The organism is Paraburkholderia bannensis NBRC 103871 (genome assembly GCF_000685015.1).
Classification (GTDB): Bacteria; Pseudomonadota; Gammaproteobacteria; order Burkholderiales; family Burkholderiaceae; genus Paraburkholderia; species Paraburkholderia bannensis.
On record NZ_BAYA01000011.1, the window covers coordinates 38,761 to 60,349 of the forward strand.

20 protein-coding genes, 1 tRNA gene and 2 pseudogenes are annotated in these 21,589 nt (G+C 65.5%); 13 read left to right on the plus strand and 10 right to left on the minus strand.

Translation table 11 applies throughout. From position 1 onward, the window contains the following. Nucleotides 1-20 precede the first annotated feature (20 nt). From tolB to BBA01S_RS18805, 5 genes are all read left to right on the plus strand, one after another. Nucleotides 21-1,313, plus strand: a complete 1,293-nt coding sequence (gene tolB / locus BBA01S_RS18785) for a Tol-Pal system beta propeller repeat protein TolB (protein WP_027817808.1) — start codon at nt 21-23, stop codon at nt 1,311-1,313. Nucleotides 1,314-1,331: 18 nt separating this feature from the next. Then, nucleotides 1,332-1,841: a peptidoglycan-associated lipoprotein Pal gene (pal, locus tag BBA01S_RS18790; protein ID WP_027817809.1), complete on the plus strand. Its 510-nt coding sequence runs from the start codon at nt 1,332-1,334 to the stop codon at nt 1,839-1,841. A 24-nt stretch (nt 1,842-1,865) separates the two neighbouring features. Next, complete coding sequence (gene ybgF, locus BBA01S_RS18795; RefSeq protein WP_027817810.1) at nt 1,866-2,615, plus strand: tol-pal system protein YbgF; 750 nt, start codon at nt 1,866-1,868, stop codon at nt 2,613-2,615. A gap of 213 nt (nt 2,616-2,828) precedes the next feature. Then, nucleotides 2,829-2,904, plus strand: a tRNA-Lys gene (locus BBA01S_RS18800). A 188-nt stretch (nt 2,905-3,092) separates the two neighbouring features. Then, nucleotides 3,093-3,539 carry a BspC domain-containing protein gene (locus tag BBA01S_RS18805; RefSeq protein ID WP_052391799.1) on the plus strand — a complete coding sequence of 149 codons (447 nt, stop codon included), beginning with the start codon at nt 3,093-3,095 and terminating at the stop codon, nt 3,537-3,539. 156 nt (nt 3,540-3,695) lie between these two features. Here BBA01S_RS18805 and BBA01S_RS18810 read toward each other — a convergent pair whose 3' ends face one another. The 3 genes from BBA01S_RS18810 to BBA01S_RS18820 are packed head-to-tail and all read right to left on the minus strand — an operon-like array spanning nt 3,696 to nt 5,541. After that, the gene (locus BBA01S_RS18810; RefSeq protein ID WP_027817812.1) at nt 3,696-4,277 is read right to left on the minus strand and encodes a YceI family protein; all 582 of its coding nucleotides are present in this window, start codon (nt 4,275-4,277) and stop codon (nt 3,696-3,698) included. A gap of 54 nt (nt 4,278-4,331) precedes the next feature. Continuing rightward, nucleotides 4,332-4,916, minus strand: coding sequence for a YceI family protein (locus BBA01S_RS18815; RefSeq protein ID WP_027817813.1), 585 nt, complete (start codon nt 4,914-4,916; stop codon nt 4,332-4,334). Between the two features lie 55 nt (nt 4,917-4,971). Then, nucleotides 4,972-5,541, minus strand: coding sequence for a cytochrome b (locus tag BBA01S_RS18820; protein ID WP_042297526.1), 570 nt, complete (start codon nt 5,539-5,541; stop codon nt 4,972-4,974). A 100-nt stretch (nt 5,542-5,641) separates the two neighbouring features. On the opposite strand from BBA01S_RS18820, the gene BBA01S_RS18825 reads away from it, so the two are divergent. Both BBA01S_RS18825 and BBA01S_RS18830 read left to right on the plus strand, forming a co-directional pair. Beyond that, nucleotides 5,642-6,559, plus strand: a complete 918-nt coding sequence (locus tag BBA01S_RS18825; protein ID WP_027817815.1) for a LysR family transcriptional regulator — start codon at nt 5,642-5,644, stop codon at nt 6,557-6,559. A gap of 213 nt (nt 6,560-6,772) precedes the next feature. Then, nucleotides 6,773-7,159, plus strand: coding sequence for a hypothetical protein (locus tag BBA01S_RS18830; RefSeq protein ID WP_027817816.1), 387 nt, complete (start codon nt 6,773-6,775; stop codon nt 7,157-7,159). A 117-nt stretch (nt 7,160-7,276) separates the two neighbouring features. Here BBA01S_RS18830 and BBA01S_RS41765 read toward each other — a convergent pair. Then, nucleotides 7,277-7,891, minus strand: a pseudogene (locus tag BBA01S_RS41765) (ParB-like protein); the annotation flags it as partial. 380 nt (nt 7,892-8,271) lie between these two features. Here BBA01S_RS41765 and BBA01S_RS18845 point away from each other — a divergent pair. Beyond that, entirely contained in the window at nt 8,272-9,105 is an 834-nt protein-coding gene (locus BBA01S_RS18845) for a mechanosensitive ion channel family protein (RefSeq protein ID WP_027817818.1), read from the plus strand. A gap of 120 nt (nt 9,106-9,225) precedes the next feature. On the opposite strand, the gene BBA01S_RS18855 is transcribed toward BBA01S_RS18845, so the two are convergent. After that, entirely contained in the window at nt 9,226-9,912 is a 687-nt protein-coding gene (locus BBA01S_RS18855) for a DedA family protein (protein ID WP_027817819.1), read from the minus strand. Between the two features lie 280 nt (nt 9,913-10,192). Here BBA01S_RS18855 and mutL point away from each other — a divergent pair, with 280 nt between their 5' ends. From mutL to BBA01S_RS18880, 5 genes are all read left to right on the plus strand, one after another. Next, nucleotides 10,193-12,403, plus strand: coding sequence for a DNA mismatch repair endonuclease MutL (gene mutL / locus BBA01S_RS18860; protein WP_084162305.1), 2,211 nt, complete (start codon nt 10,193-10,195; stop codon nt 12,401-12,403). A gap of 2 nt (nt 12,404-12,405) precedes the next feature. Then, nucleotides 12,406-13,389 (plus strand): tRNA (adenosine(37)-N6)-dimethylallyltransferase MiaA, encoded by a 984-nt coding sequence (miaA, locus tag BBA01S_RS18865; protein ID WP_027817821.1) that lies wholly within the window; start codon nt 12,406-12,408, stop codon nt 13,387-13,389. Between the two features lie 344 nt (nt 13,390-13,733). Continuing rightward, nucleotides 13,734-15,149: a D-arabinitol 4-dehydrogenase gene (dalD, locus tag BBA01S_RS18870; protein ID WP_027817822.1), complete on the plus strand. Its 1,416-nt coding sequence runs from the start codon at nt 13,734-13,736 to the stop codon at nt 15,147-15,149. 131 nt (nt 15,150-15,280) lie between these two features. Next, on the plus strand, nt 15,281-16,762 hold the full coding sequence (xylB, locus tag BBA01S_RS18875; RefSeq protein ID WP_027817823.1) for a xylulokinase: 1,482 nt from the start codon (nt 15,281-15,283) through the stop codon (nt 16,760-16,762). A 70-nt stretch (nt 16,763-16,832) separates the two neighbouring features. Continuing rightward, on the plus strand, nt 16,833-17,786 hold the full coding sequence (locus tag BBA01S_RS18880; protein ID WP_027817824.1) for a sugar-binding transcriptional regulator: 954 nt from the start codon (nt 16,833-16,835) through the stop codon (nt 17,784-17,786). A 26-nt stretch (nt 17,787-17,812) separates the two neighbouring features. Here the strand turns inward: BBA01S_RS18880 and BBA01S_RS18885 are convergent, their stop codons facing one another. The 5 genes and pseudogenes from BBA01S_RS18885 to BBA01S_RS18905 form a co-directional block, all read right to left on the minus strand. Further along, complete coding sequence (locus BBA01S_RS18885; RefSeq protein WP_027817825.1) at nt 17,813-18,463, minus strand: hypothetical protein; 651 nt, start codon at nt 18,461-18,463, stop codon at nt 17,813-17,815. A gap of 156 nt (nt 18,464-18,619) precedes the next feature. After that, a complete protein-coding gene (locus BBA01S_RS18890) occupies nt 18,620-19,729 on the minus strand; it encodes an ABC transporter ATP-binding protein (protein ID WP_027817826.1) in 1,110 nt (369 codons plus the stop codon). Nucleotides 19,730-19,822: 93 nt separating this feature from the next. Continuing rightward, on the minus strand, nt 19,823-20,518 hold the full coding sequence (locus BBA01S_RS18895) for an HAD family hydrolase (protein ID WP_027817827.1): 696 nt from the start codon (nt 20,516-20,518) through the stop codon (nt 19,823-19,825). After that, the gene (locus BBA01S_RS18900) at nt 20,518-21,390 is read right to left on the minus strand and encodes a carbohydrate ABC transporter permease (protein ID WP_027817828.1); all 873 of its coding nucleotides are present in this window, start codon (nt 21,388-21,390) and stop codon (nt 20,518-20,520) included. The genes BBA01S_RS18895 and BBA01S_RS18900 overlap by 1 nt, the downstream gene beginning before the upstream one ends. Beyond that, a pseudogene (locus BBA01S_RS18905) lies at nt 21,387-21,589 on the minus strand (sugar ABC transporter permease); the annotation flags it as partial. The gene BBA01S_RS18900 and the pseudogene BBA01S_RS18905, both read right to left, overlap by 4 nt.

Here is a 21,589-nt window from a genome sequence, read left to right on the forward strand (position 1 = left end):
TTTTCAGGAAACAGCACAGCATGAAGTTGATGACGAAGCTTGGCCTGCGTACCCTCGTAGCGTCCTGCCTGCTCGCAGCCGGCGGCGCCGCGAACGCACAACTCAACGTCCTCGTCACCGGCGTGGGCTCCACCCAGTTCCCGATCGCCACGGCGACTTTCGCCGGCGAGGCGAACTCTCCGCAGCAAGTCGCCGCCATCGTGCGCTCCGACCTCGCGCGCAGCGGCAAATTCACGAACGTCGATGCGGGCAGCACGCCCGTGTCGGAAAACGACTCGGTCGACCTCGGCGGCTGGAAAGCCAAGGGCGCCAACGCGTTCGTCGCGGGCAGCGTGAACAAGCTGCCGAACGGCCAGTACGAAGTGCGCTTCAAGCTGTACGACACCGTCAAGGGCGAAAGCCTCGGCGGCCTCGTGCTGCAAAGCCCGCCTGCCGGCCTGCGCATGAGCGCGCACAAGGTCGCGGACTACATCTACGCGAAGCTGATGGGCGACCGCGGCGTGTTCGCCACGCGTCTGTCGTACGTCATCAAGACGGGCGGCCGCTATCAGTTGCAGATTTCGGACTCCGACGGACAGGACGCACACATCGCGCTGTCGAGCCCCGAACCGATCATCTCGCCGGCCTGGTCGCCTGACGGCACCAAGGTCGCCTACGTTTCTTTCGAAAAGAAGAAGCCCATCGTCTACGTGCATGACCTGCCCACGGGGCGGCGCGTCATCATCTCGGATCAGAAGGGCAACAATTCGGCGCCGGCGTGGTCGCCTGATGGGCGCACGCTTGCCGTCGCCCTCTCGCGCACGGGCAATACGCAGATCTTCGCCGTCAATGCCGACGGCTCCGGCCTGCATCGCCTGACGCAAGGTACGACGATCGACACGGAACCCACCTACTCTCCTGACGGACGCTCGATTTACTTCACGAGCGATCGCGGTGGCCAGCCGCAGATTTACAAGATGTCAGCCCAGGGCGAAAGCGCCGGTTCGGCACAACGCGTGACGTTTACCGGCGGCTATAACACGAGCCCGCGAGTCAGCCCGGACGGCAAGCAACTGGCGTACATCTCGCGCACGGGTGGCGGATTTAAGCTGTACATTCAGGATCTGCAGTCCGGCGTAGCGACCGCCCTGACCGACACGACACATGACGAATCGCCCAGCTTCGCGGCGAACGGTCAGTACATTCTTTACGCCACACAGGTGAACGGCCGTGGCGTGCTGGCTGCTGTTTCGACCGACGGTCGTACGCGGCAAATCCTGTCCGTTCAGGGCGGCAGCGTACGCGAGCCGTCCTGGGGTCCTTTTATGCAATAACACTTCAGGAGAGCAACAATGATGTCGAACAAAGTCCGCCTGGGCCTGGCCGTCTTGATGATCGGTGCGCTGGCAGCGTGTAAGTCGGCTCCGAAGACCGACGAAAACGCGAACGCCGGCTCGATGAGCACGCAGCCGAACCCGAACGCAGTCGCACAGGTCAACGTCGATCCGCTGAACGATCCGAACAGCCCGCTCGCCAAGCGCAGCGTGTACTTCGACTTCGACAGCTACGCAGTCAAGGATGACTACCAGGGCGTCGTGCAAGCACACGCACAGTACCTGAAGACGCATCCGGAACGTCACGTCCTGATCCAGGGCAACACCGACGAGCGCGGCACGAGCGAGTACAACCTGGCGCTGGGTCAAAAGCGTGCTGAAGCCGTCCGCAAGGCTCTGTCGCTGATGGGCGTGCCTGACTCGCAGATGGAAGCCGTCAGCCTCGGCAAGGAAAAGCCGACGGCAACTGGCCACGACGAAGCATCGTGGGCGCAGAACCGCCGCGCTGACCTCGTGTACCAACAGTAATCTGAGCATTGGATGAAGGGGCGTATGTCGCACCGTTTCTCCCCGCTGCGCTTTGCCGCAGCCGCCTGCGTGGCTGGCGTCGCCTTTTCGGCGCTGCCGGCCCACGCGGGTCTCTTCGACGACGATCAAGCACGCCAGGCGATTCTCGACCTGCGTGCGAAGACGGATAACCTGAACAGCCAGTTGTCGGCTGCCCAGCGCACGATCCTCGATCAGTCCAACCGTATCGACCAGCTCAACCAGCAGGTCGCGACGCTGCGCGGACAGAACGAGGATCTCGGCAATGAGCTGACGACGCTCGCGAAGCAGCAGAAGGACTACTACACGGACCTGGACACGCGTCTCAAGAAGTTCGAGCCGCAACAGGAAACCGTGGACGGCGTGCAAGGCACGGTTCAGCCGGGTGAGATGGACGCGTTCAACTCCGCCTCCACGCAGTTTCGCAACGGCGACTTCAAGCAGGCCGCCGCGTCGTTCCGCAGCTTCATCTCGAAGTTCCCGCAGAGCCCGTATCAGCCGACCGCGCAGTACTGGCTCGGCAACGCGCTCTACGCGCTGAAGGACTACAAAGGGTCGACCGCGACCTGGCAGAACGTCGTCAGCAAGTATCCGCAGCATCCGCGCGCGCCTGAGGCGCTCATGGCGATTGCGAACAATCAGATCGAGCAGGGGCAAAAGGCTGCGGCCAAGCGCACGCTCGAGCAGATCGTTTCGCAGTACGGCAGCTCGGATGTAGCGCAGGCGGCGCAGAGCAAGCTCTCGCAGCTGAAGTGATGCGCCGCGGGCGCTAGCGATTGCGTCTGCACCTGTATTGCACTTGCATGTGTATCGAAGGGCCCGGAAAACGTCGGCAGGTTTGGCGTGTTTCGGGCCTTTTCTTTTTTCGCCTGTCCTGTTTCAGACGCGTTTTTTTAGGCAAATAACAGGGAATCCGGCTGAGTCAGTTGACAGCCTCCTGATGCCTCGCTATAATCCCGCTTCTCTTTTGGGTCGTTAGCTCAGCTGGTAGAGCAGCGGACTTTTAATCCGTTGGTCACAGGTTCGAATCCCGTACGGCCTACCAAAGATACTGCGAGAAGCCCGGTCATTGCGACCGGGCTTTTTGCTTTTCAGCGACCGGTTTGAAGCCGCTGTGAAGCCGTTGCCGCGGCGCGAAACGCGCGCGCAAACCTGCCGGAGCCCTGGCGTGCCCAGCGTGTATACTCACGCCCTCCTTTCTGTTCCACTCCTCCGCTGCACAGGCCACGTCACATGAAGTTCCCGACTCTCGCCTGCGCTCTCGTCGCGCTGCTCTGGGTCAGTCTGCGCGTACAGGCGCAGGTTCAAGCCCCTCCCGAAGATTACGAGTATCTGCGTGGTATCCACGTGCCCGACGCGGTCGTGAACTGCGTCGCCGCCCTCGACGAATGGGTGCACAAGGCGCAGCGCTACGATTCGCTGCTCGTGCCCGACCGCCGCGCGCTCACCGCGAAGGTCGAAAGCCCCGTGCCCGCCAGCGCGATCGCATCCGTGGCGGCGTCGAGTCCGGCACCGCAGGCCTCGCCCATCGATACGCTCATCCACTTGCGCGCGTTCGCGAAAGTGCGCGGCAAGTACGCCTGGGTGCCCGTGAAGGCGACCTGCGGAATCTGGCACGCGCACGTGGTCGACGTGGCGCTCGCGCCGCGCGCGATGCACGAAAGCTCGCCGATACACTGAGTTCGCAGGGCCGCGCAAAACCACCTGGCGCTCCTCACGATTGGACACAAGCTCAGGCGCGACACGCCCACGTCTTCTCCGCAAAAACAAAAAGCCCGTGCGCTTTCACGCACGGGCTTTTTTACGCACTCAACGCGCGGCCGTTGAGCCTGAAGCTCAGTCGGCCTTGATGCCTTCGACCTGGATCTGCAGCGTCGTGAGCATCTTGAAGCCATAAGCCTGGCCGTAGTTCACGCCGAAGTCCGAGCGGTCGAACTGGGCGGTCGCGTCAGCGCCGCACACTTCGCGCTTGAGCATCGGGTTCTGGAAGCACTTGAACGAATCGATCTTCAGGTTCAGCGGCTTCGTGACGCCGTGCAGCGTGAACGTGCCGATCACTTCGACGGGCTTGTCGCCGTCGAACTTGATCGACGTGCCCTTGTACTCGGCCGTCGGGTACTTGGCTGCGTCGAGCATCTCTGCCGAGCTGACGTGCTTGTCGAGCGCCTTGTTGCCCGTGTCGATCGACGATGCGTCGATGGTCACGTCGACCGTGCCGGTCTTCGCCGCGGGGTCGAGCACGACGGTGCCCGAGCTCTTCGTGAACTTGCCGCGCCAGACCGAGACGCCGCCGAAGTGGTCGGTCTCGAAGCTCGGGTACGTGTGCGTCGGGTCGAGGTTGTAGGTCGTCGCAGCAGCGAACGCGGGCGTAGCGATGGCGGCGGCCAGTGCGGCTGCGGCGAAAATCGTGGTCTTCATGAAAGCGTGTGTCCTGTTACGGAAAAAACGGATGAACAAAAAGGCACGCGCGCGTCAGTGCGCAGCGGCCACGATGTGAAACTTGATCTGCACGTCGTCGGCAACGACCGAGGTGTCTTTCCACTCGCCCGTGCCGATGTTGTAGGCGAGGCGCTTGATGGGCAGCGCGCCGTCGAACACCTGGTTCGCGCCGTCCTTGTGGTACGTCACGGGCACGACGACGTCGGTCGTCTTGCCCTTGATCGTGAGCTTGCCCGCGACGCTGTAGGCGCCGTTCGCGCCCGGCTTGATCTGCGTGGACACGAAGGTCGCGTGCGGGAACTTGCCCGCGTCGAACCATTCGTCGCCCGCGACTTCCTTGTTGTAGTCCGGCGAGCCGAGATCGAAGCTCGCGACATCGACGTCGAGCTTCGCGCTCGATGCGGCGGCGTTGGCCGGATCGAAGTGCACGTCGGCGCTGAACTTGTTGAACTTGCCTTCGACCGGCACGTTCATCTGCTTGAAGACGGCCGAGACCGTGCTCTTCGCGTTGTCGGCGGCGTCCGCGTTCAGCGCGAAGGAAGCCGTGAAGGCCGCGCCAGCGGCAAGCGCCGCGCCAAGCGCGACGACGGAGACTTTGGAGGCGAGACGTTGGATCATGTTCGTTCGGTTCGCGTTGATCAACAAGTGCGGTGAAGAAAGTTCGACAGCGGAATCAGTCGCGCGGCGTGCCGAACGGCAGCATGCGCGCGAGAACGTTCTGACGGTCGAGCAACTGGTGCTTGACGACGGCGAGCACGTGCACCACCACCACGGCGAGCAACGCGTAGTCGAGCGTCACGTGCACGGTGCGCAGCACGCCCTTGAGCGCGGTGTCGGGGCCAATCAGGGTGGGCAGCGGCCAGATGCCGAGATACACCACCTGAATGCCGGCCGCCGAGCTATACAGATAGCCGCTCACGGGAATCGCGATCATCAGCAGATAAAGCGCGAAGTGGCCCAGATGCGCGGCGCCCTTCTCCCAGCCGTGCATCGTGCGCGGCAGCGCGGGCGCGGCGTGGGTCGCGCGCCAGAGAATGCGCACGAGCACCAGCGCAAGCACGGTCACGCCGATCCACTTGTGCCACGAGAAGTAGCGCAGCTTGGTGGGCGTGAATCCGGGGATATCGGTCATCACCCAGCCAAGCGCGAAGCCCCACACGATCAGCGCGGCGACCAGCCAGTGCAGCAGCATGGCGACACCGCTGTAGCGGCCAGTGGGCTTGACGGAACGATTCATCGGCATGGACATCCTCGATAGGGAACGCGCACTTTAACCCGACGTCAGCTATACAAACAATCGTCTAAAATGGATCATTACCATCCATTTTTTCGATAGATCGCTCATGGACCGCTCGCCCAGCCTGGAGCAACTGCGTGCGCTGATCGCCGTGGCCGAAACCGGCAGCTTTTCGGCGGCGGCGCGCCAGCTCGACCGTGCGCAGTCGGTGGTGAGCTATACGATCGCCAATCTGGAAGCGCTGCTCGGCGTGGCGTTGTTCGAGCGCGGCAAGCGCAAGCCCGAATTGACCGCAGCAGGCCGCGCGATTCTCGCCGATGCGCGCCGCCTCGATCTGCTCATGGGCCAGCTTAACGCCAAGGCAGCGGGCCTGCAGCGCGGCCTGGAAGGCGAGGTTTCCGTGGCCGTCGACGTGATGTTTCCGTCACAGCGGCTCGTGGAGGCGTTGCAGGCTTTCGCGCTGGCGTTTCCCACCGTCGCGCTCAATCTCACCATGGAAGCGCTCGGCGGCGTGCTCAAGCTGGTGCTGGACGGCGATTGCGCCATCGGCATCAGCGGGCCGAACCAGAACTGGCCGCATGTGATCGAGGCGCAGTCGATCGGCATCGTCGAGCTCGTGCTGGTGGCCGCGCCCTGCCACCCCCTCGCGCAGGCGCAGCAGCCAGTGCGGATCTCGGACGCGCGCGAGCACACCCAGCTCGTGCTGACCGACCGCAGCCGCCTCACCGTTGGGCAGACCTTCGGCGTCTATAGCAACCGCGCGTGGAAACTGGGCGACCTGGGCGCCAAGCACCGCCTGCTGCTCGCGGGGCTCGGCTGGGGGTCGATGCCGCATCATCTCGTCGAAGTCGATCTCGCCGCAGGCCGGCTCGCGCGCATCGTGCTCGCCGACCGGGGTTCGGTGAACTACAACTTCTCGCTGATCCACCGCACCGACGCTGCCACGGGCCCAGCCTGCCAGTGGCTCTGCCACTTCCTGACGAACGGCACGCCCCCCGGCGCACCGCTGCCCGACGCACGCTAGGCTCCTCAGGTTGTACGGATACAACCATCGCGCTCTCGCCTGACAAAGCTTCACAAAGCCGCCGCAGCCACGTCCCACGGCGCGCTGCCGTTTCAAGACGCCCTGGAGGCCGCGGCAATGCCTCAATCAGCGATTTTTCGAGATGTACTGACGTGCCATGATCGCGCCGCGTCCGGCTTCCCGCCCGCGACGCAGCCGACATCGACCCGTCTCATGTACAACTTCGCCTGTTGCCTGCTCTCGAACCTCGCGCTGCTCGCCGCCGTGCATCTGGTCTGCTGGTTCGTCCACGCGATGCGCCCAGACCTGAGCATCCCCGCCGAGCGCGTGTTCGTCGGCATGATCGCCATTGCATTCGTGTTCGATGCGGCGCTCACCTTTCTCGTGTTCGCCGAAGCCACGGGGCCGTGGCAGCGGTATCACCCGGTCAGTGCATTCTTCGCGCGTGCCGTCGCCTATGCGCTCGCGGTGACGGTGGCGCTGGTTCACGCGCGCCGCGCCGCCGCAAAACGCGCAGCGCGCGAGCACGGCAAGAGCGGCAAGGACGGCGCGCTCGTGATCGAAACGTCGCCGTACAGCAAATCCACGCTGCCGATGTAAGCGCGCTTACTTCTCTGACTTCTTCTTCGCCTTGCTCTTGTCCTTCGTCGCGGCATCGCTAGCCGCAGCGGCCTGGGCGACGGCGCCGCCCGATCCGTTCGCCACCGCCGCCTGCGGCACCACGCCCGACCAGCCCGGCAGATAGCGCGCATCGGTGTCGTGTGCGTGCGTGAGCGCATCGGCCAGCGCCTTGTCGAAGTCCTTCGACACGCGCGCCGCGCTCACCTTCTGGCGCAAATAGTCGGCCCAGAGGAATTCGCTGAAGGGCGTCGTGTCCTTGGCGTAGCCGCCCGCCACGCGCAGCTCGCCCGCGAGACTGCGATACGGATCGTCGGCAAGACCGGAAAGCTGCTTGGGCAGTGCGTCGTAGTCGCAGCGCTCGCCCGCCGCATCGAACGGATGCACCCACTGGTTGTGCTCCATCATGCGCCAGAAGATCGTCGGCTCCAGCCACGAGAGATCCTTGATGACGGTGACGCGCACGTTCGGCACGCCTTCGTGCAGCCACGCGAGACCCAGGTGGTGATGATCGACCACGTAGTAGCGTTGCTTCGGGCCCAGCACGGCGGGGAACCAGTGATTGTCGATGGCCGCCGCGCGGCCCTTCTTGTCGAGCGTCTTCCAGTGCGCGCGCTTGAGCTCCACCTCGCGATAACCGACCGTGAGTTGCGTCGGCCGCAGCGTGGCGAGATCGACCGTGATGAGATGCAGGTCGGAATTCGACAGGTTCATGAAGCCTCCTTGTAGGTGTACTGATAGATGCCTTGAGCGCCGAACGCGTCAAAGCGTGTGATCCGCGCAACCCGCAACGATACCGCCGAATCCGCGCCAGATGCATACCCAAGGAGCATCATCTGAAGGCGCAAGGCGTCGTCGCCCACTGCACCTTGCCTGGGGTCAACCCCGAACGCCCTGGGCACGCAGGATGCACGCGATCGCCGCTTCGCCTATAAATGCACAAGCGAAGCGGATACGGGCCGCGCTCAACGCCCGTCGGAACACCCAGGCCTCGCCCCCACGGTTGCACAGTCGTCGTTTCAGTCGCTTCAACATGCAGTCACTGCGGTTCAATGCGTCTTTCCGGCTCAATCACCGAATCAAGCGAGGGCATCTTGGATCTCGAAACTATCCGCGTATTCATCATGACCCGGGGCATCGACTTCGGGACGAAGGTTCTGGCGGCTATCGTCCTGTGGATCGTCGGCCGTTGGGCAATCAACCTGGTCGCGGGCTTCCTGCGCAAGATGCTCGGGCGCAACGAACGCGTCGATCCCACGCTCGCCCATTACCTGAGCTCGATCCTCGCGGCGGTGCTCAACCTGATCCTGGTACTGGCGATATTGCAGGTCTTTGGCGTGCAGACGACCTCGTTCGCGGCGCTGCTCGCGGGCCTGGGTCTGGCGATCGGCACGGCCTGGGGCGGCCTGCTCGCGCACTTCGCGGCGGGCGTGTTCATGCAGGTGCTGCGCCCGTTCAAGGTGGGCGACTTCGTGACGGCGGGCGGCGTGACCGGCACGGTCAAGGAACTGGGGATCTTCGGCACGACCATCATCTCGCCCGATAACGTCGTCAACATCATCGGCAACAACAAGATCTTTTCGGACACGATCTCGAACTACAGCGCCACGCCCGTGCGCCGCGTCGAGTTGACCGCGAAAATCGCCAACGGCGTCGATCCCGTCGACGCGGCCAACCGGCTGCGCGCGGCCATCGCAAAGATTCCGAACGTCGCCACAGACCCGGCGCCCGACGTTGAGATCCTCTCGTTCACGCCCGAGGGGCCGCTGCTCGCCGTGCGTCCGTTCACGAACAACGAAACGTACTGGCAGGTGTATTTCGACACCAACCGGGCGATTGTCGAAACCTTCAGGGATGCGGGTTATCCGACGCCGGAAACGCCTTCGATCATTCGACGCATCGGCGCGCAGGGTACGCAAGGCGCGTGACGCGCGCAAAAGCCGCCGGTCGCGCAAACAAAAACGGCATCGTCCTTGCGGGCGATGCCGTTTTTTATGCAACTTGATGAAGCGCGCTTAATTCACGCTCGTTTCACGCTGATTTCCCGCTCAGTTTCCGTTCGGCCCACGCACAGCGTTGGCACCGCTGTTCTTGCGCACCATCTTCCAGAGGCCGCCCAGCACGACCGGCACGATCGCCGCGCCGATACCCACCAGCACGATGATGTTGAGGTACTGGCGAATGAACGGAATGTTGCCGAAGAAGTAGCCGAGCAGCACAAGCAGCAGCACCCAGAACAGCGCACCGGCGATGTTGAAGAGCTGGAAGCGCTGCATGCTCATCTGCGAGACGCCCGCGACGAACGGCGCGAACGTGCGCACGACCGGAATGAAGCGCGCGAGCACGATGGTCTTGCCGCCGTGGCGCTCGTAGAAGTCATGGGTCTTTTGCAGCGCTGCACGATCCAGGAACCGTTCGAGACCAGGAATGCTGGTGTTGAACACCTTCGGCCCGATGGCGCGGCCGATCATATAGTTGAGCGTATTGCCCGTGACCGCCGCGACGATCAGCAGCGTGAGCAGCGCGCCCAGGTTCATCTCTTGGGTGGCCGCGAATGCGCCGCCGATAAAGAGCAGCGAATCGCCCGGCAGGAACGGCAGCACGACAAGGCCGGTCTCGCAGAACACGATCAGGAACAGCACCGCATAAACCCAGGCACCGTACTGGTGGATGAAGACTCCGAGAAACTTGTCGATGTGCAAGACAAGGTTGACGAACTGTAGCAGCGTATCCAAAACTGTCCCTTATTGGTCATGGCTCCGACGCCCTTGTTTCGCACCGATGGGCGACGATTCGAGGCGCTCGAAACCGCTGTTGCGCGAGAAGCAAAATTGACCGCGCCATGATACCGAAAGTGCCCGGCGTCACGAAAAATTCCCACGAAAAACCGCAAAAATACGCCGATTACACAGCCAAAACACGGCCAAAGCACGGCAATCCTGATCAACGCGTGGATTCGGCGCGGATAAAACCAGGGCAGCAAGGCCAGCGGGCCGACTCGTTATAATTGCGCGCATGTCCGAGAATCTTGATCCCAGCGTTGATCCCAGCCACGACGCCGCGCCCGACGCGGCCTCGCCTGCGAGCGCCGCTTCCGTCACCGCCACCGACTCCGCCGCAGAAACCGCGTCGCACGAACTGCGCGCCGCGCGGCCCGCGCGCGCGATCCAGGCCTTGCCCGATCAGCTCATCAGCCAGATCGCGGCGGGCGAAGTGGTCGAGCGTCCCGCCTCGGTGGTCAAAGAGCTGCTAGAAAACGCGCTCGACGCGGGCGCGAGCACGCTGCGCATCCTGCTCGACGAAGGCGGCGTGAAACGCATCTCGATCGCCGACGACGGCTGCGGCATTCCCGAAGGCGAACTGCCGCTCGCGCTGATGCGCCACGCCACCAGCAAGATCCGCTCGCTTGCCGAACTCGAAAGCGTCGCGACGCTCGGGTTTCGCGGCGAAGCACTGGCCTCGATCGCCTCGGTCGCCGAAATGTCGATCACGAGCCGCCCCGCCAGCGCCGCGCATGCGGTGAAGATCGACGCCAATACCGGCGCGCTCTCGCCCGCCGCGGGCGGCCAGGGCACGACCATCGAAGTGCGCGAGCTGTACTTCAACACGCCCGCGCGCCGCAAGTTCCTCAAGAGCGAGCAGACCGAACTCGGCCATTGCCTGGAGATGATCCGCCGCAGCGCGCTTGCGCGCCCCGACGTGGCGATCTCGGTGCTGCACAACGGCCGCGCGGTCGAGCACTGGAACGCGAGCGATCCGTCCACGCGCGTCTCGAAAATTCTCGGCGAGGTGTTCGCCACCGCTCACCTGCCGCTCGACGAGCGCGCGGGGCCGCTCGCCGTTTATGGCTGCGCGGGCCTGCCCACGGCGAGCCGCAATCGCGCCGACCAGCAGTACTTCTTCGTCAACGGCCGCTTCGTGCGCGACAAGCTGCTCACGCATGCCGTGCGCGCCGCCTACGAAGACGTGCTGCATGGCGACCGTTACCCGTCTTACGTGCTGTTCCTCGACCTGCCGCCCGAGGCCGTCGACGTGAACGTGCATCCGTCGAAGATCGAGGTGCGCTTCCGCGATTCGCGCTCGATTCACCAGTTCGTGTTCCATGCCGTGCAGCGCGCGCTTGCGCGGCACGCGGGCGCGTCGCCCGAAACGACCTCGGGCGGCCATTCGGCGATGATCGAGCCGCGCCCGGCGCCCGGCGCGGGCGTGCTGGGTGGATCGGTTGGTTTGAGTTCGGGTGCGTCGGGCAACGCAGGCACCACAGGCACGGTAGGCGGCTTGCCTTCCGGCCGATTCGGCACGGCCAGCGTGGCGAGCAGCTTTGGTGGCTCGGGCAGCGGCTTTGGCTCGGGAGGATCGGGCGGCTCGGGAGGATCAGGCGCGCGTCCGTCTGGTTTTAGCTCAGGCGGCTCAGGCGGTGGCGGCGGTTCCTCCAGCGGCAACACCTGGCTGCGCCAGTCGCGCATGCAGCAAGGCTCGCTGCCGGTTGCACAGCCGCTCGCGCTCTACGACGCGCTCTTTGGCCGCAAGGACGTCGGCGCAGGCACCGCCGATGGCACGACCGTCCCGCAAGCAGCAGAAGCCGGCGCGCTGTTCGACTCGCCAGCGCCCGCCGCCGACACTTCGTTCGACGCCCGCGACGATCACCCGCTCGGTTTCGCGCTCGGTCAGGTGCACGGCATCTACGTGCTGGCGCAGAACGCGCGCGGCCTCGTGATCGTCGATATGCACGCCGCGCATGAACGGATTCTCTACGAGCAGTTCAAGCACGCGCTCGCCGAGCGCTCGCTCGCCGTGCAGCCGCTGCTGATCCCGATTTCGATGACGGCGGATCCGATCGAAACCGGCACCGTCGAAGAAGAAAAGGCCACGCTCGAAGCGCTGGGCTTCGATCTCGCCGTGCTCTCGCCGACCTCCATCGCGATCCGCGCCGTGCCCGCGCTGCTCAAGGACGCCGATCTCCAGGCGCTCGCGCGCGCGGTGCTCGCCGATCTGCACGCCTACGGCGGCTCGCGCGTGCTGACCGAGCGCCAGCACGAAATGCTCGGCACCCTCGCCTGCCACCACGCGGTGCGCGCGAACCGGCGTCTCACGCTCGACGAAATGAACGCGCTGCTGCGCCAGATGGAAGCCACCGAACGCGCCGATCAATGCAATCACGGCCGGCCCACGTGGTATCAGCTCACGCTCGCCGATCTCGACCGTCTTTTCATGCGCGGTCAATGAGCATGACGCAGACGTTCAATCGCATCACGCCGGTCGCGTGCCTGCTGGGCCCGACCGCTTCGGGCAAGACGGCCGCCGCGCTGGAATTCGCCGCGCAATCGAAGGCGCGCGGGCGCGAGGTGGAAATCGTCAGCGTCGATTCGGCGCTGGTCTATCGCGGCATGGACATCGGCACGGCAAAACCCAATGCGCAGGAGCGCGCGGCGGCCGTGCACCACCTCATCGACATTGTCGATCCCGCCGATGCCTACTCCGCCGCCAACTTCCGCGCCGACGCGCTGCGCGTGACCGGCGAGATCGTCGCGCGCGGCAACGTGCCCTTGCTGGTGGGCGGCACGATGCTCTACTACAAGGCGCTCACGCAGGGCCTGAACGACCTGCCGACCGCCGACGCCGCGGTGCGTGCGCAACTCGACGCCGACGCGGCCCGCGACGGCTGGCCCGCGCTGCACGCGCGCCTCGCCGAAGTCGACCCGCCCACGGCCGCGCGTCTTGCGCCCAACGACTCGCAGCGCATCCAGCGCGCGCTCGAAATCTTCATGCTGACCGGCCAGCCGATGTCGACGCTGCTGGCCGCGCCGCGCCAGGACGCCACCGACGACGCTGCGCGTTACCGCTTCGTGCCGATCGCGCTCGAACCGTCGGATCGCAGCGTGCTGCACAAGCGCATCGAGCAACGCTTCGACGCGATGCTGGCCAATGGCCTGCTCGACGAAGTAAAGGCGCTGCGCGAGCGCGGCGATCTCGACGCCGACCTGCCGTCGATGCGCTGCGTGGGGTATCGGCAGGCGTGGGAGTATCTCGACGGCTCGATCGACTACGCGACCATGCGCGACAAGGGCGTGTTCGCGACGCGCCAGCTCTGCAAGCGCCAGCTCACCTGGCTGCGCGCGATGCCGGAGCGCGTCGTCGTCGATTGCTGCGCCGCCGATGTGACGGCGCAGGCGGTGGCGGCGGTCGCCGCCGTGGTAGCAACTTCAAGCTGATATCTCACGCACGGCGCATCGCGCGCCGTGCGAGTCCTCCCTCCACGCCTTCCCTGCGTTGTGCATCACAACACCCGCGCCGCGCCGCCCATCGGCGCGCGCGGTCGCGCCCTTTGGCGCCTCTTTGTGCCCACTTTGCGCCGCCCTCCCCGCACCGCATCACCAAAATCGCGCCGCTCCCGTCTTGACTTTCGCTCGACCGAATACGATCATTCGTTCATCAATAGAGCAAATGCTCACACCGAAAGCCGACGCGCATGGCCAATGGCGCACGCCCAAAATGGCGCACGCAAAATGCGCGCAGCGCCTGACGGTCATCACAAGGCGAAAATCAGGAGACATTTATGGACAGCGCACGCAGCGACGCGAACGTGATCCTGCACATCGGCGCCGGGTCGTTCCACCGGGCTCATCAGGCGTGGTACCTGCATCGCGTGAACCTCACGCGCGAGCCCGACGAGCCTGCATGGTCGCTCTGCGTGGGCAATATCCGCGCGGACATGAATCCCGTGATGGATGCCCTCGCCGCTCAAAAAGGCGTGTACACGCTCGAAACCGTCACGCCGCAGGGCGAGCGCCACTACGAATCGATCCACTCGATCACGCGCGTGCTGCCGTGGTCGGCTGACCTGTCGAGCCTGATCGAAGCGGGCGCCGATCCGGCCTGCAAGATCATCGCCTTCACGGTCACCGAGGGCGGCTATTACCTCGACGAGCACGACCGCCTCGACACCGCCAATCCCGATCTGGCTGCCGACCTGAACGGTGCGCGCTCCACCATCTACGGCGCACTCGCCGCGATCCTCGAAGCGCGCATGGCGCGCGGCGGCGGCCCCGTCACGCTGCAGACCTGCGACAACCTGCGCAGCAACGGCAAGCGCTTTCACGCAGGCATGCGCGAATTCCTGAGCCTGCGCGGCGCGCTCGCGTTGCGCGAGTGGTTCGACGCCAACACGGCCTGCCCCGATTCGATGGTCGATCGCATCACGCCGCGCCCCACGCCGGACGTGCGCGAGCGCGTGAAGGCCGCGACCGGCGTGGACGACGCCTGCCCCGTGATGGGCGAAGCGTTCATCCAGTGGGTGATCGAGGATCACTTCTGCGCGGGCCGTCCCGCCTGGGAACGCGCGGGCGCGGAAATGGTGGAATCGGTGATGCCCTACGAGGAAGCCAAGATCCGCATTCTCAATGCCACGCATAGCTGCATCGCCTGGGCGGGCACGCTGGTGGGACTCGACTTCATCCATCAGGGCACCCACGACAGCGACATCCAGGCGTTTGCGCGCGCCTACGTGACCGAGGACGTGATCCCCTGCCTCACGCCCAGCCCGCTCGATCTCGCGAAGTATCGCGACGTGGTGCTCGAACGCTTCGGCAATCCGTATATCCAGGACACCAACCAGCGTGTGGCCGCCGATGGCTTTTCGAAGATCCCCGGCTTCATCGCGCCGACCATCGCACAGCGTATCGCCGCCGGTGCGACGCCTGCCGCCACCGCTGTCCTGCCCGCGCTGTTCCTGCGCTTCCTGAAACGCTGGAACGCGGGCACGCTGCCCTACAAGTATCAGGACGGCGTGATGGACGGCCCGTCCGTGGCGAAGATGTTCGAGGCGCAAGATCCGCTCGAAGCCTTCTGCGCCGACAAGCTGCTGTGGGGCAGCCTCGCCGGCAGCGAGCCGCTCGTTGCCGCACTGCGCGATGCGCTCGCGCGCGTCGACGCCTGGCTCGCGAAGCGTGGCTCCGGCGGCGCGAGCGTTTGACGACGCATCGTTCCCCTCTCGCAAGCGCACGCGCGCCGCGCCCTCGGGTCGGCGCGCATGGCGCCGCCCTGCGCGCGCGGCTAAAGTAGCGCCTCCACCCTCACGACTTCAGCGGACTTCCGCGCGCGCCCATGTATCTCGGCATCGACCTCGGCACCTCCGAAGTGAAAGTTCTGCTGCTCGCGCCCGACGGCCGCGTGATCGGCACCGCGGGCTCGCCGTTCACGGTCTCGCGGCCGCATCCGCGCTGGGCCGAGCAGAATCCCGCCGACTGGTGGGACGGCACGCGCGAGGCGCTTGCCGCGCTGCGCGCCAGGCATCCTCACGAATTCGCCGAAGTGCGCGGCATCGGCCTCTCGGGGCAGATGCACGGCGCAGTGCTGCTCGACCGTGACGACACCGTCCTGCGTCCCGCGATCCTCTGGAACGACATGCGCGCCGTGGACGAATGCGCGGAGCTGACCGCACGCGCACCGCAACTGCATCGCGTCGCGGGCAACCTGGCCATGCCGGGCTTCACCGCGCCCAAGCTGCTGTGGGTCGCGCGCCACGAGCCCGAGCTGTTCCGCAAGACCGCCTGCGTGCTGCTGCCGAAGGACTGGCTGCGCCTGAAGCTCACGGGCGGCAAGGTCTCCGATCCCTCCGACGCAGCCGGCACGCTCTGGCTCGATGTCGCCAAACGCGACTGGTCGGACGCGCTGCTCGACGCCTGCAACATGACGCGCGCGCACATGCCCGCGCTCGCCGAAGGCAGTGCGCCGTCCGGCACGCTGCTGCCGGGCGTGGCGCGCGAATTCGGCCTGCGTGAGGACGTGGTGGTCGCCGCGGGCGGCGGCGACAATGCGACCAGCGCCATCGGCATCGGCGCGGTGCAGCCGGGCGACGGCTTCGTCTCGCTCGGCACCTCGGGCGTGCTGTGCGTGATCGGCGATCGTTTCGCGCCCAATCCGGCCTCGGCGGTGCATGCGTTCTGCCATGCGATTCCGGATCGCTGGCACCAGATGAGCGTGGTGCTCTCGGCGGCCAGTTGCCTGCGCTGGGTCTGCAAGCTCACCGGCACCGACGAGCCCACCCTGCTCGCCGAAGTCGAAAAACTCGACCCGCACACGCTCCCGCACGCGCCGCTGTTCCTGCCGTATCTCTCGGGCGAGCGCACGCCGCACAATGACCCGTTCGCCCAGGGCGTCTTCTTCGGCATGACGCATGCGACCGACCGGGCGCTGCTCGGCTACGCCGTGCTCGAAGGCGTGACGCTCGCGCTCACCGACGGTTTCGACGCCCTGCGCGCCGCGGGCACCGAAGTGGGCCCGCTGTCGATGCTCGGCGGCGGCGCGCGCAGCGCTTACTGGGCGCAGCTCGTGGCCGATGCCTTCGATACCCCGACGCGCCAGCACGGCGGCGGCGAAACCGGCGCGGCACTGGGAGCGGCGCGCCTCGGCTGGCTCGCGGCGGGCGGCAGCTTCGACTCGGTGCTCACCAAGGCGCCCGTCACCGCCGAGTACACGCCCAACGCCGCCCGCCACGCGGCCCTGCGCGAGCGACTGGAGTCGTATCGCTCGCTCTACCGGCACGTGCGGCCGTTGTTCGAGCCGGCGCGCGAAAGGCTCGCGTAAGGGCGGCGCCGGATCAAGTACACTTCGCCCGCGTCTTTCCTGATCAACCCACGCCGCGCCGATCTCCACCGTGCCCAAGTCCACCGAAAAACTCGACCTCGCCACCCGCGCCGCGTGGCTCTACTACGTGGCCGGCAACACCCAGAACGAGATCGCGGAAAAGCTCCAGGTCTCGCGCCCGGTCGCGCAGCGTCTCGTGGCGTTCGCGGTCGAGAAGAACCTGATCCGCGTGCGCGTCGATCATCAGCTGGCCGATTGCCTCGCGCTCGCCGACCGGCTCTCCAAGCGCTATGGCCTCGCGATGTGCGAAGTCGTGCCGGTCGACGGCGACACGCAGGACGCGATCGACCGCAAGCTTGCCGTCGCGGGCGCGCAGGTGATGGAGCGCTACCTGAACGAGGAAAAGCCGATGGTGGTCGCGGTGAGCAGCGGGCGCACGCTCAAGGCCGCCGTCGACCAGATCGCGCAGATCGAGCGGCCGCAGCACCGGCTCGTGTCGATGGTGGGCGCGATCGCGCAGGACGGTTCGTCGAACCGCTACGACGTCGCGCTGCATATCTCGGAGAAGACCGGCGGCAAGCACTTCCTGCTGCCCGCGCCGCTGATCGCCGATAACGAGGCCGAGCGCGCGCAATGGTGCAATCACCGTCTCTATCGCATCGTGGAGTCGCTCTCGGGCGAGGCCGACGTGGCGTTCGTCGGCATCGGCAATATCGGTGAGCATTGCCCGTTGCACGAAGACGGCTTCCTGACCACCGACGAGGTGCACGAACTGATGCGGCTGGGCGCCATCGCCGAAATGCTCGGCCTGCCGATCGACGCCAGTGGCCGCCGCGTCGATTCACCGACGGGACGTCGCGTGACCAGCCTGCATCTGGATTCGCCGCCGAAGCGCCCGACCATCGGCTTCGCGGGCGGCGCGCGCAAGCGTGAGGCGCTGATCGCCGCGCTCAAGGGCGGCTGGCTCTCGGGGCTTGTGACCGACGAGGCGTGTGCGCGCGCGGCGCTGGGCGAAGCAGTCTGAAGCGGCCTAAGGCGGCCTAAAGCACCTTATTTGACCGGATACGTCTGCGCCAGCGCCTTGCGGATCGCATCGGCATTCGGATAGCGCGCGCGCTGCGTGTGGCCGTCGCGAAAGCCGCACTGACACTGGCCAATGAACGGCGCGCTCGCGTCGCTCTGCAAGCCGACGAACACCGCGCCCTGCGCCGCCGCTCCTGTCAGCTTGTACACATAGCCATCGTAGAAGTCGCCGCCAAAGTCGTAGTGCTGCTGCGGCGTCTGCACGAGCACGACGAGGCTCTTGCTGCGCGGCGTCTGGTCGGCGTGCGCAAAAAACACCGAGGCGATCTGCGGAATCCCGCCATCTTGCTGATAGCGGTCGAACAACTGGTCGTGCCAGACGTGATCGGCGTCCTCGAAGATGAGATGCGCGTCCAGCGTGTAGGGCCGGTTGTCGTCGGTGAAGCCTGGGCGCTTCGTGAGGTTGTCCGTGAAATAGACCCACGAACCCGGCATGACGGGGCTTGCGTCGATGATCGGCGGCTGGAGTTCGTGCTGGTTGTCGAGCCGCGATTCCACTTGCTGGACGACGGTTGCGGGCACGTCGGCATACGCGGCGACTGGTGCAAACAGCGCGCCAAGCCATAGCGACGATGCCGCCCAACCTCTCGCAATCGCTGCGATCTTTCGCTTCATCATGTCACGCTGCCGTGTCTCGGGTTCCGGACGCAGGATGATAGCGCCCGCCCCGCTTTTACCACTTGCGAGTGCGCAAAAAAAAGCCCGCTCGAAAGCGGGCGTCCCTCGTTGGGGCAAGGCAACCTCAGACAACGACTAACGACAACTCCAAACCCATCAAGCGGCCAGTTCCTGCGCGAAGCGGCGCTCGAACGCCTGCCCCTGCGCATCGAACAGATGGCAGTGATCGGGCGTCGCACCGAGCTTCAGGGCCTCGCCGCGTTCGTGCTTTTCCAGCGGCGGAATGCGCGCGATCAGGCCGTCTGGCGCGACCGCGGATTCGGCGTAAAGATAGGCCGCGTCGCCAAGCGACTCCACCGTCATCGCCTTCGCGCTCACACCGTACTCGCCCGCGTTCACGTGCAGGTGCTCGGGACGGATGCCCACCGTGACCTTGTCGCCCTCGCGCGCGCCGCGCGGTTCGACCGAGACTTTCTGCGATTCGCCAGTCGAATAGCGCACGACGATGCCGTCGCTATCGACCTGCTGGATCTGGCCTTCGAAGAAGTTCATCTTCGGCGAGCCAATGAAGCCCGCGACGAAACGATTGGCCGGCGCATGGTAAAGACGATTCGGACTGCCGACCTGTTCGACATTGCCCGCCGAGAGCACGACGATCTTGTCCGCAAGCGTCATCGCTTCGACCTGGTCGTGCGTCACGTAGATCATCGTGGTCTTGAGTTCGTCGTGCAGGCGCGCGAACTCCAGGCGCATCTTCACGCGCAGCGCGGCGTCGAGGTTCGAGAGCGGCTCGTCGAACAGAAACACCTTGGGCTTGCGCGTGATCGCGCGCCCGATCGCCACGCGCTGCCGCTGGCCGCCCGAGAGCTGCTTGGGCTTGCGGTCGAGCAGATGGTCGATGTGCAGGATCTTCGCGGCGTTCTTCACGGCCGCGTCGATCTCAGGCTTCTTCGCGCCCGCGAGCTTCAGGCCGAACGCCATGTTGTCGTACAGCGTCATATGCGGATAGAGCGCGTACGACTGGAACACCATCGCGATGCCGCGCTTGGCGGGCGGCACGTCGTTCATGCGCGTGCCGTCGATGGTCAGGTCGCCGCCGCTGATGTCTTCCAGGCCTGCGATCATTCGCATGAGCGTGGTCTTGCCGCAGCCGCTGGGGCCGACGAACACGACGAATTCGCCGTCGGCGATGTCGAGGTTCACGTCGCGCAGGACTTCATTGTCGTCGTAGCGCTTGAGCACGTTTCTCAGGATCACGCTTGCCATGATGTGTGTCTCCATTCGTTGCGGCGGCTTGACGGTTCGTGACCGTCGATGCACCGCGTTTTCAGCAAGTTCGGTTCTACGGCGCGCCGCGTATTACGGCGCGCTCGCTTCTGCTTTCTGCATCCAGTCCGCCACCAGCCCAGGCAGCATGCGCATATCGTCGAAGATCGTCTGGGCGCCCACCTCGCGCAGCTCGTGCGCGTGCGCGTCGCCGCCCACGTGCGCGCCGCCCACGAAGCCGAGCACCCGCATGCCCGCCGCACGCGCCGCGCTCACGCCCGTCACGCTGTCCTCGACGACGATGCACGCTTGCGGCGCGACACCCAGGCCCTGCGCCGCGGCCAGGTAGACGTCGGGCGCGGGCTTGGGCTTCGCGACGCTGTCGGCGCAATAAATGCGGTCGCCGAAGAAGCGCACAAGGCCCGTACGTTCCAGCACGCGGCGCACCACCGCCGTATAGCTGTTGCTCGCGCAGGCCTTGGTCAGCGCGATGGCGTCGAGCGCTTCCACGACGCCGGGAAACAGCGGCGCTTCGGCGGCTTCGCGTTCGGCAACGGTGCGGATCGCATCGACATCGGCGGCAGTGAGGCTGCGCCCGAGCGCTTCGCTCGTGCCGCCCAGCACGCGCTCGATGCGCTGGCCGAGCAGCGGCATCAGCACGGGCGCGACCACGGCGCCCGGCCAGCGCGCTTCCAGTTCGCGCACCAGCACGCTCGCGGCCACCGCTTCGCTGTCGATCAGCACGCCGTCGCAGTCGCAGATCAGCGCCTGAATTGCGGCATTTGCCATTACTTGACCGCTCCGAAAGTAAGACCGCGCACGAGTTGCTTCTGCGAGAGCCAGCCCACGATCAGCACGGGCGCGACCGCCAGCAGCGAAGCCGCCGAAAGCTTGGCCCAGAACAGCCCTTCAGGACTCGAATACGACGCGATGAACACCGTGAGCGGCGCGGCGTTCGAGCTCGACAGGTTGATGCTCCAGAATGCTTCGTTCCACGAAAGAATGATCAGGAGTAGCGCGGTGGACGCGAGGCCCGGCACCGCCATCGGCATGAGCAGGTAGACGATTTCCTGCCACGTGGCCGCACCGTCCATGCGCCCGGCTTCCAGGATGTCGCGCGGGATTTCGTTGAAGTAGGTGTACGCCATCCACACCGCAATCGGCAGGTTGATGAGCGTGTAGACGATGATGAGCCCGCTCACCGTGTCCAGCAGCCCGGTGTTTTTCCACAGCAGGTAGATGGGCACCAGCACGCCCACCGACGGCATCATCTTGGTCGACAGCATCCACAGCAGGATCTTCTGCGTGCGATGGTTCGGGAAGAACGCCATCGCGTAGGCGGCGGGCACGGCGAAGATCAGGCAGACGATCGTCACGCCTGCCGAGATCAGCACCGAATTCCACGCGAAGCCGAAGTAGTTGCTGCGCGCGAACACCTCGCGGAAGCTGTCGAGCGTCGGCATGAAGAAGATCGTCGGGATGTACGCCTGCTGCTCGGTCTTGAATGCGGTAATCGTCATCCAGAAGATCGGGAAGAACAGCGCAATCGCAATGATCCATGCGAGCAGACCGGGCACCACGCGGCCGATGAACTGCAGCGGCGAGCTGCGACTGACTGCGTGCGGCGACTGCGGCGCATGAGTAGCGGTGACTTGGCTCATTTTTCGTACTCCCCTTTGAGGTTGCGCGCGAGCATGCGCACGAGGAAGAACGACACGATGTTCGCCAGCACGACAGCCAGAATGCCGCCCGCCGATGCGATGCCCACGTCGAACTGTTGCAGGCCCATCGAGTAGATCAGGTAAGTGAGGTTGGTGGTCGCGTTGCCTGGGCCACCGCCCGTGGTCGTGTAGATCTCGG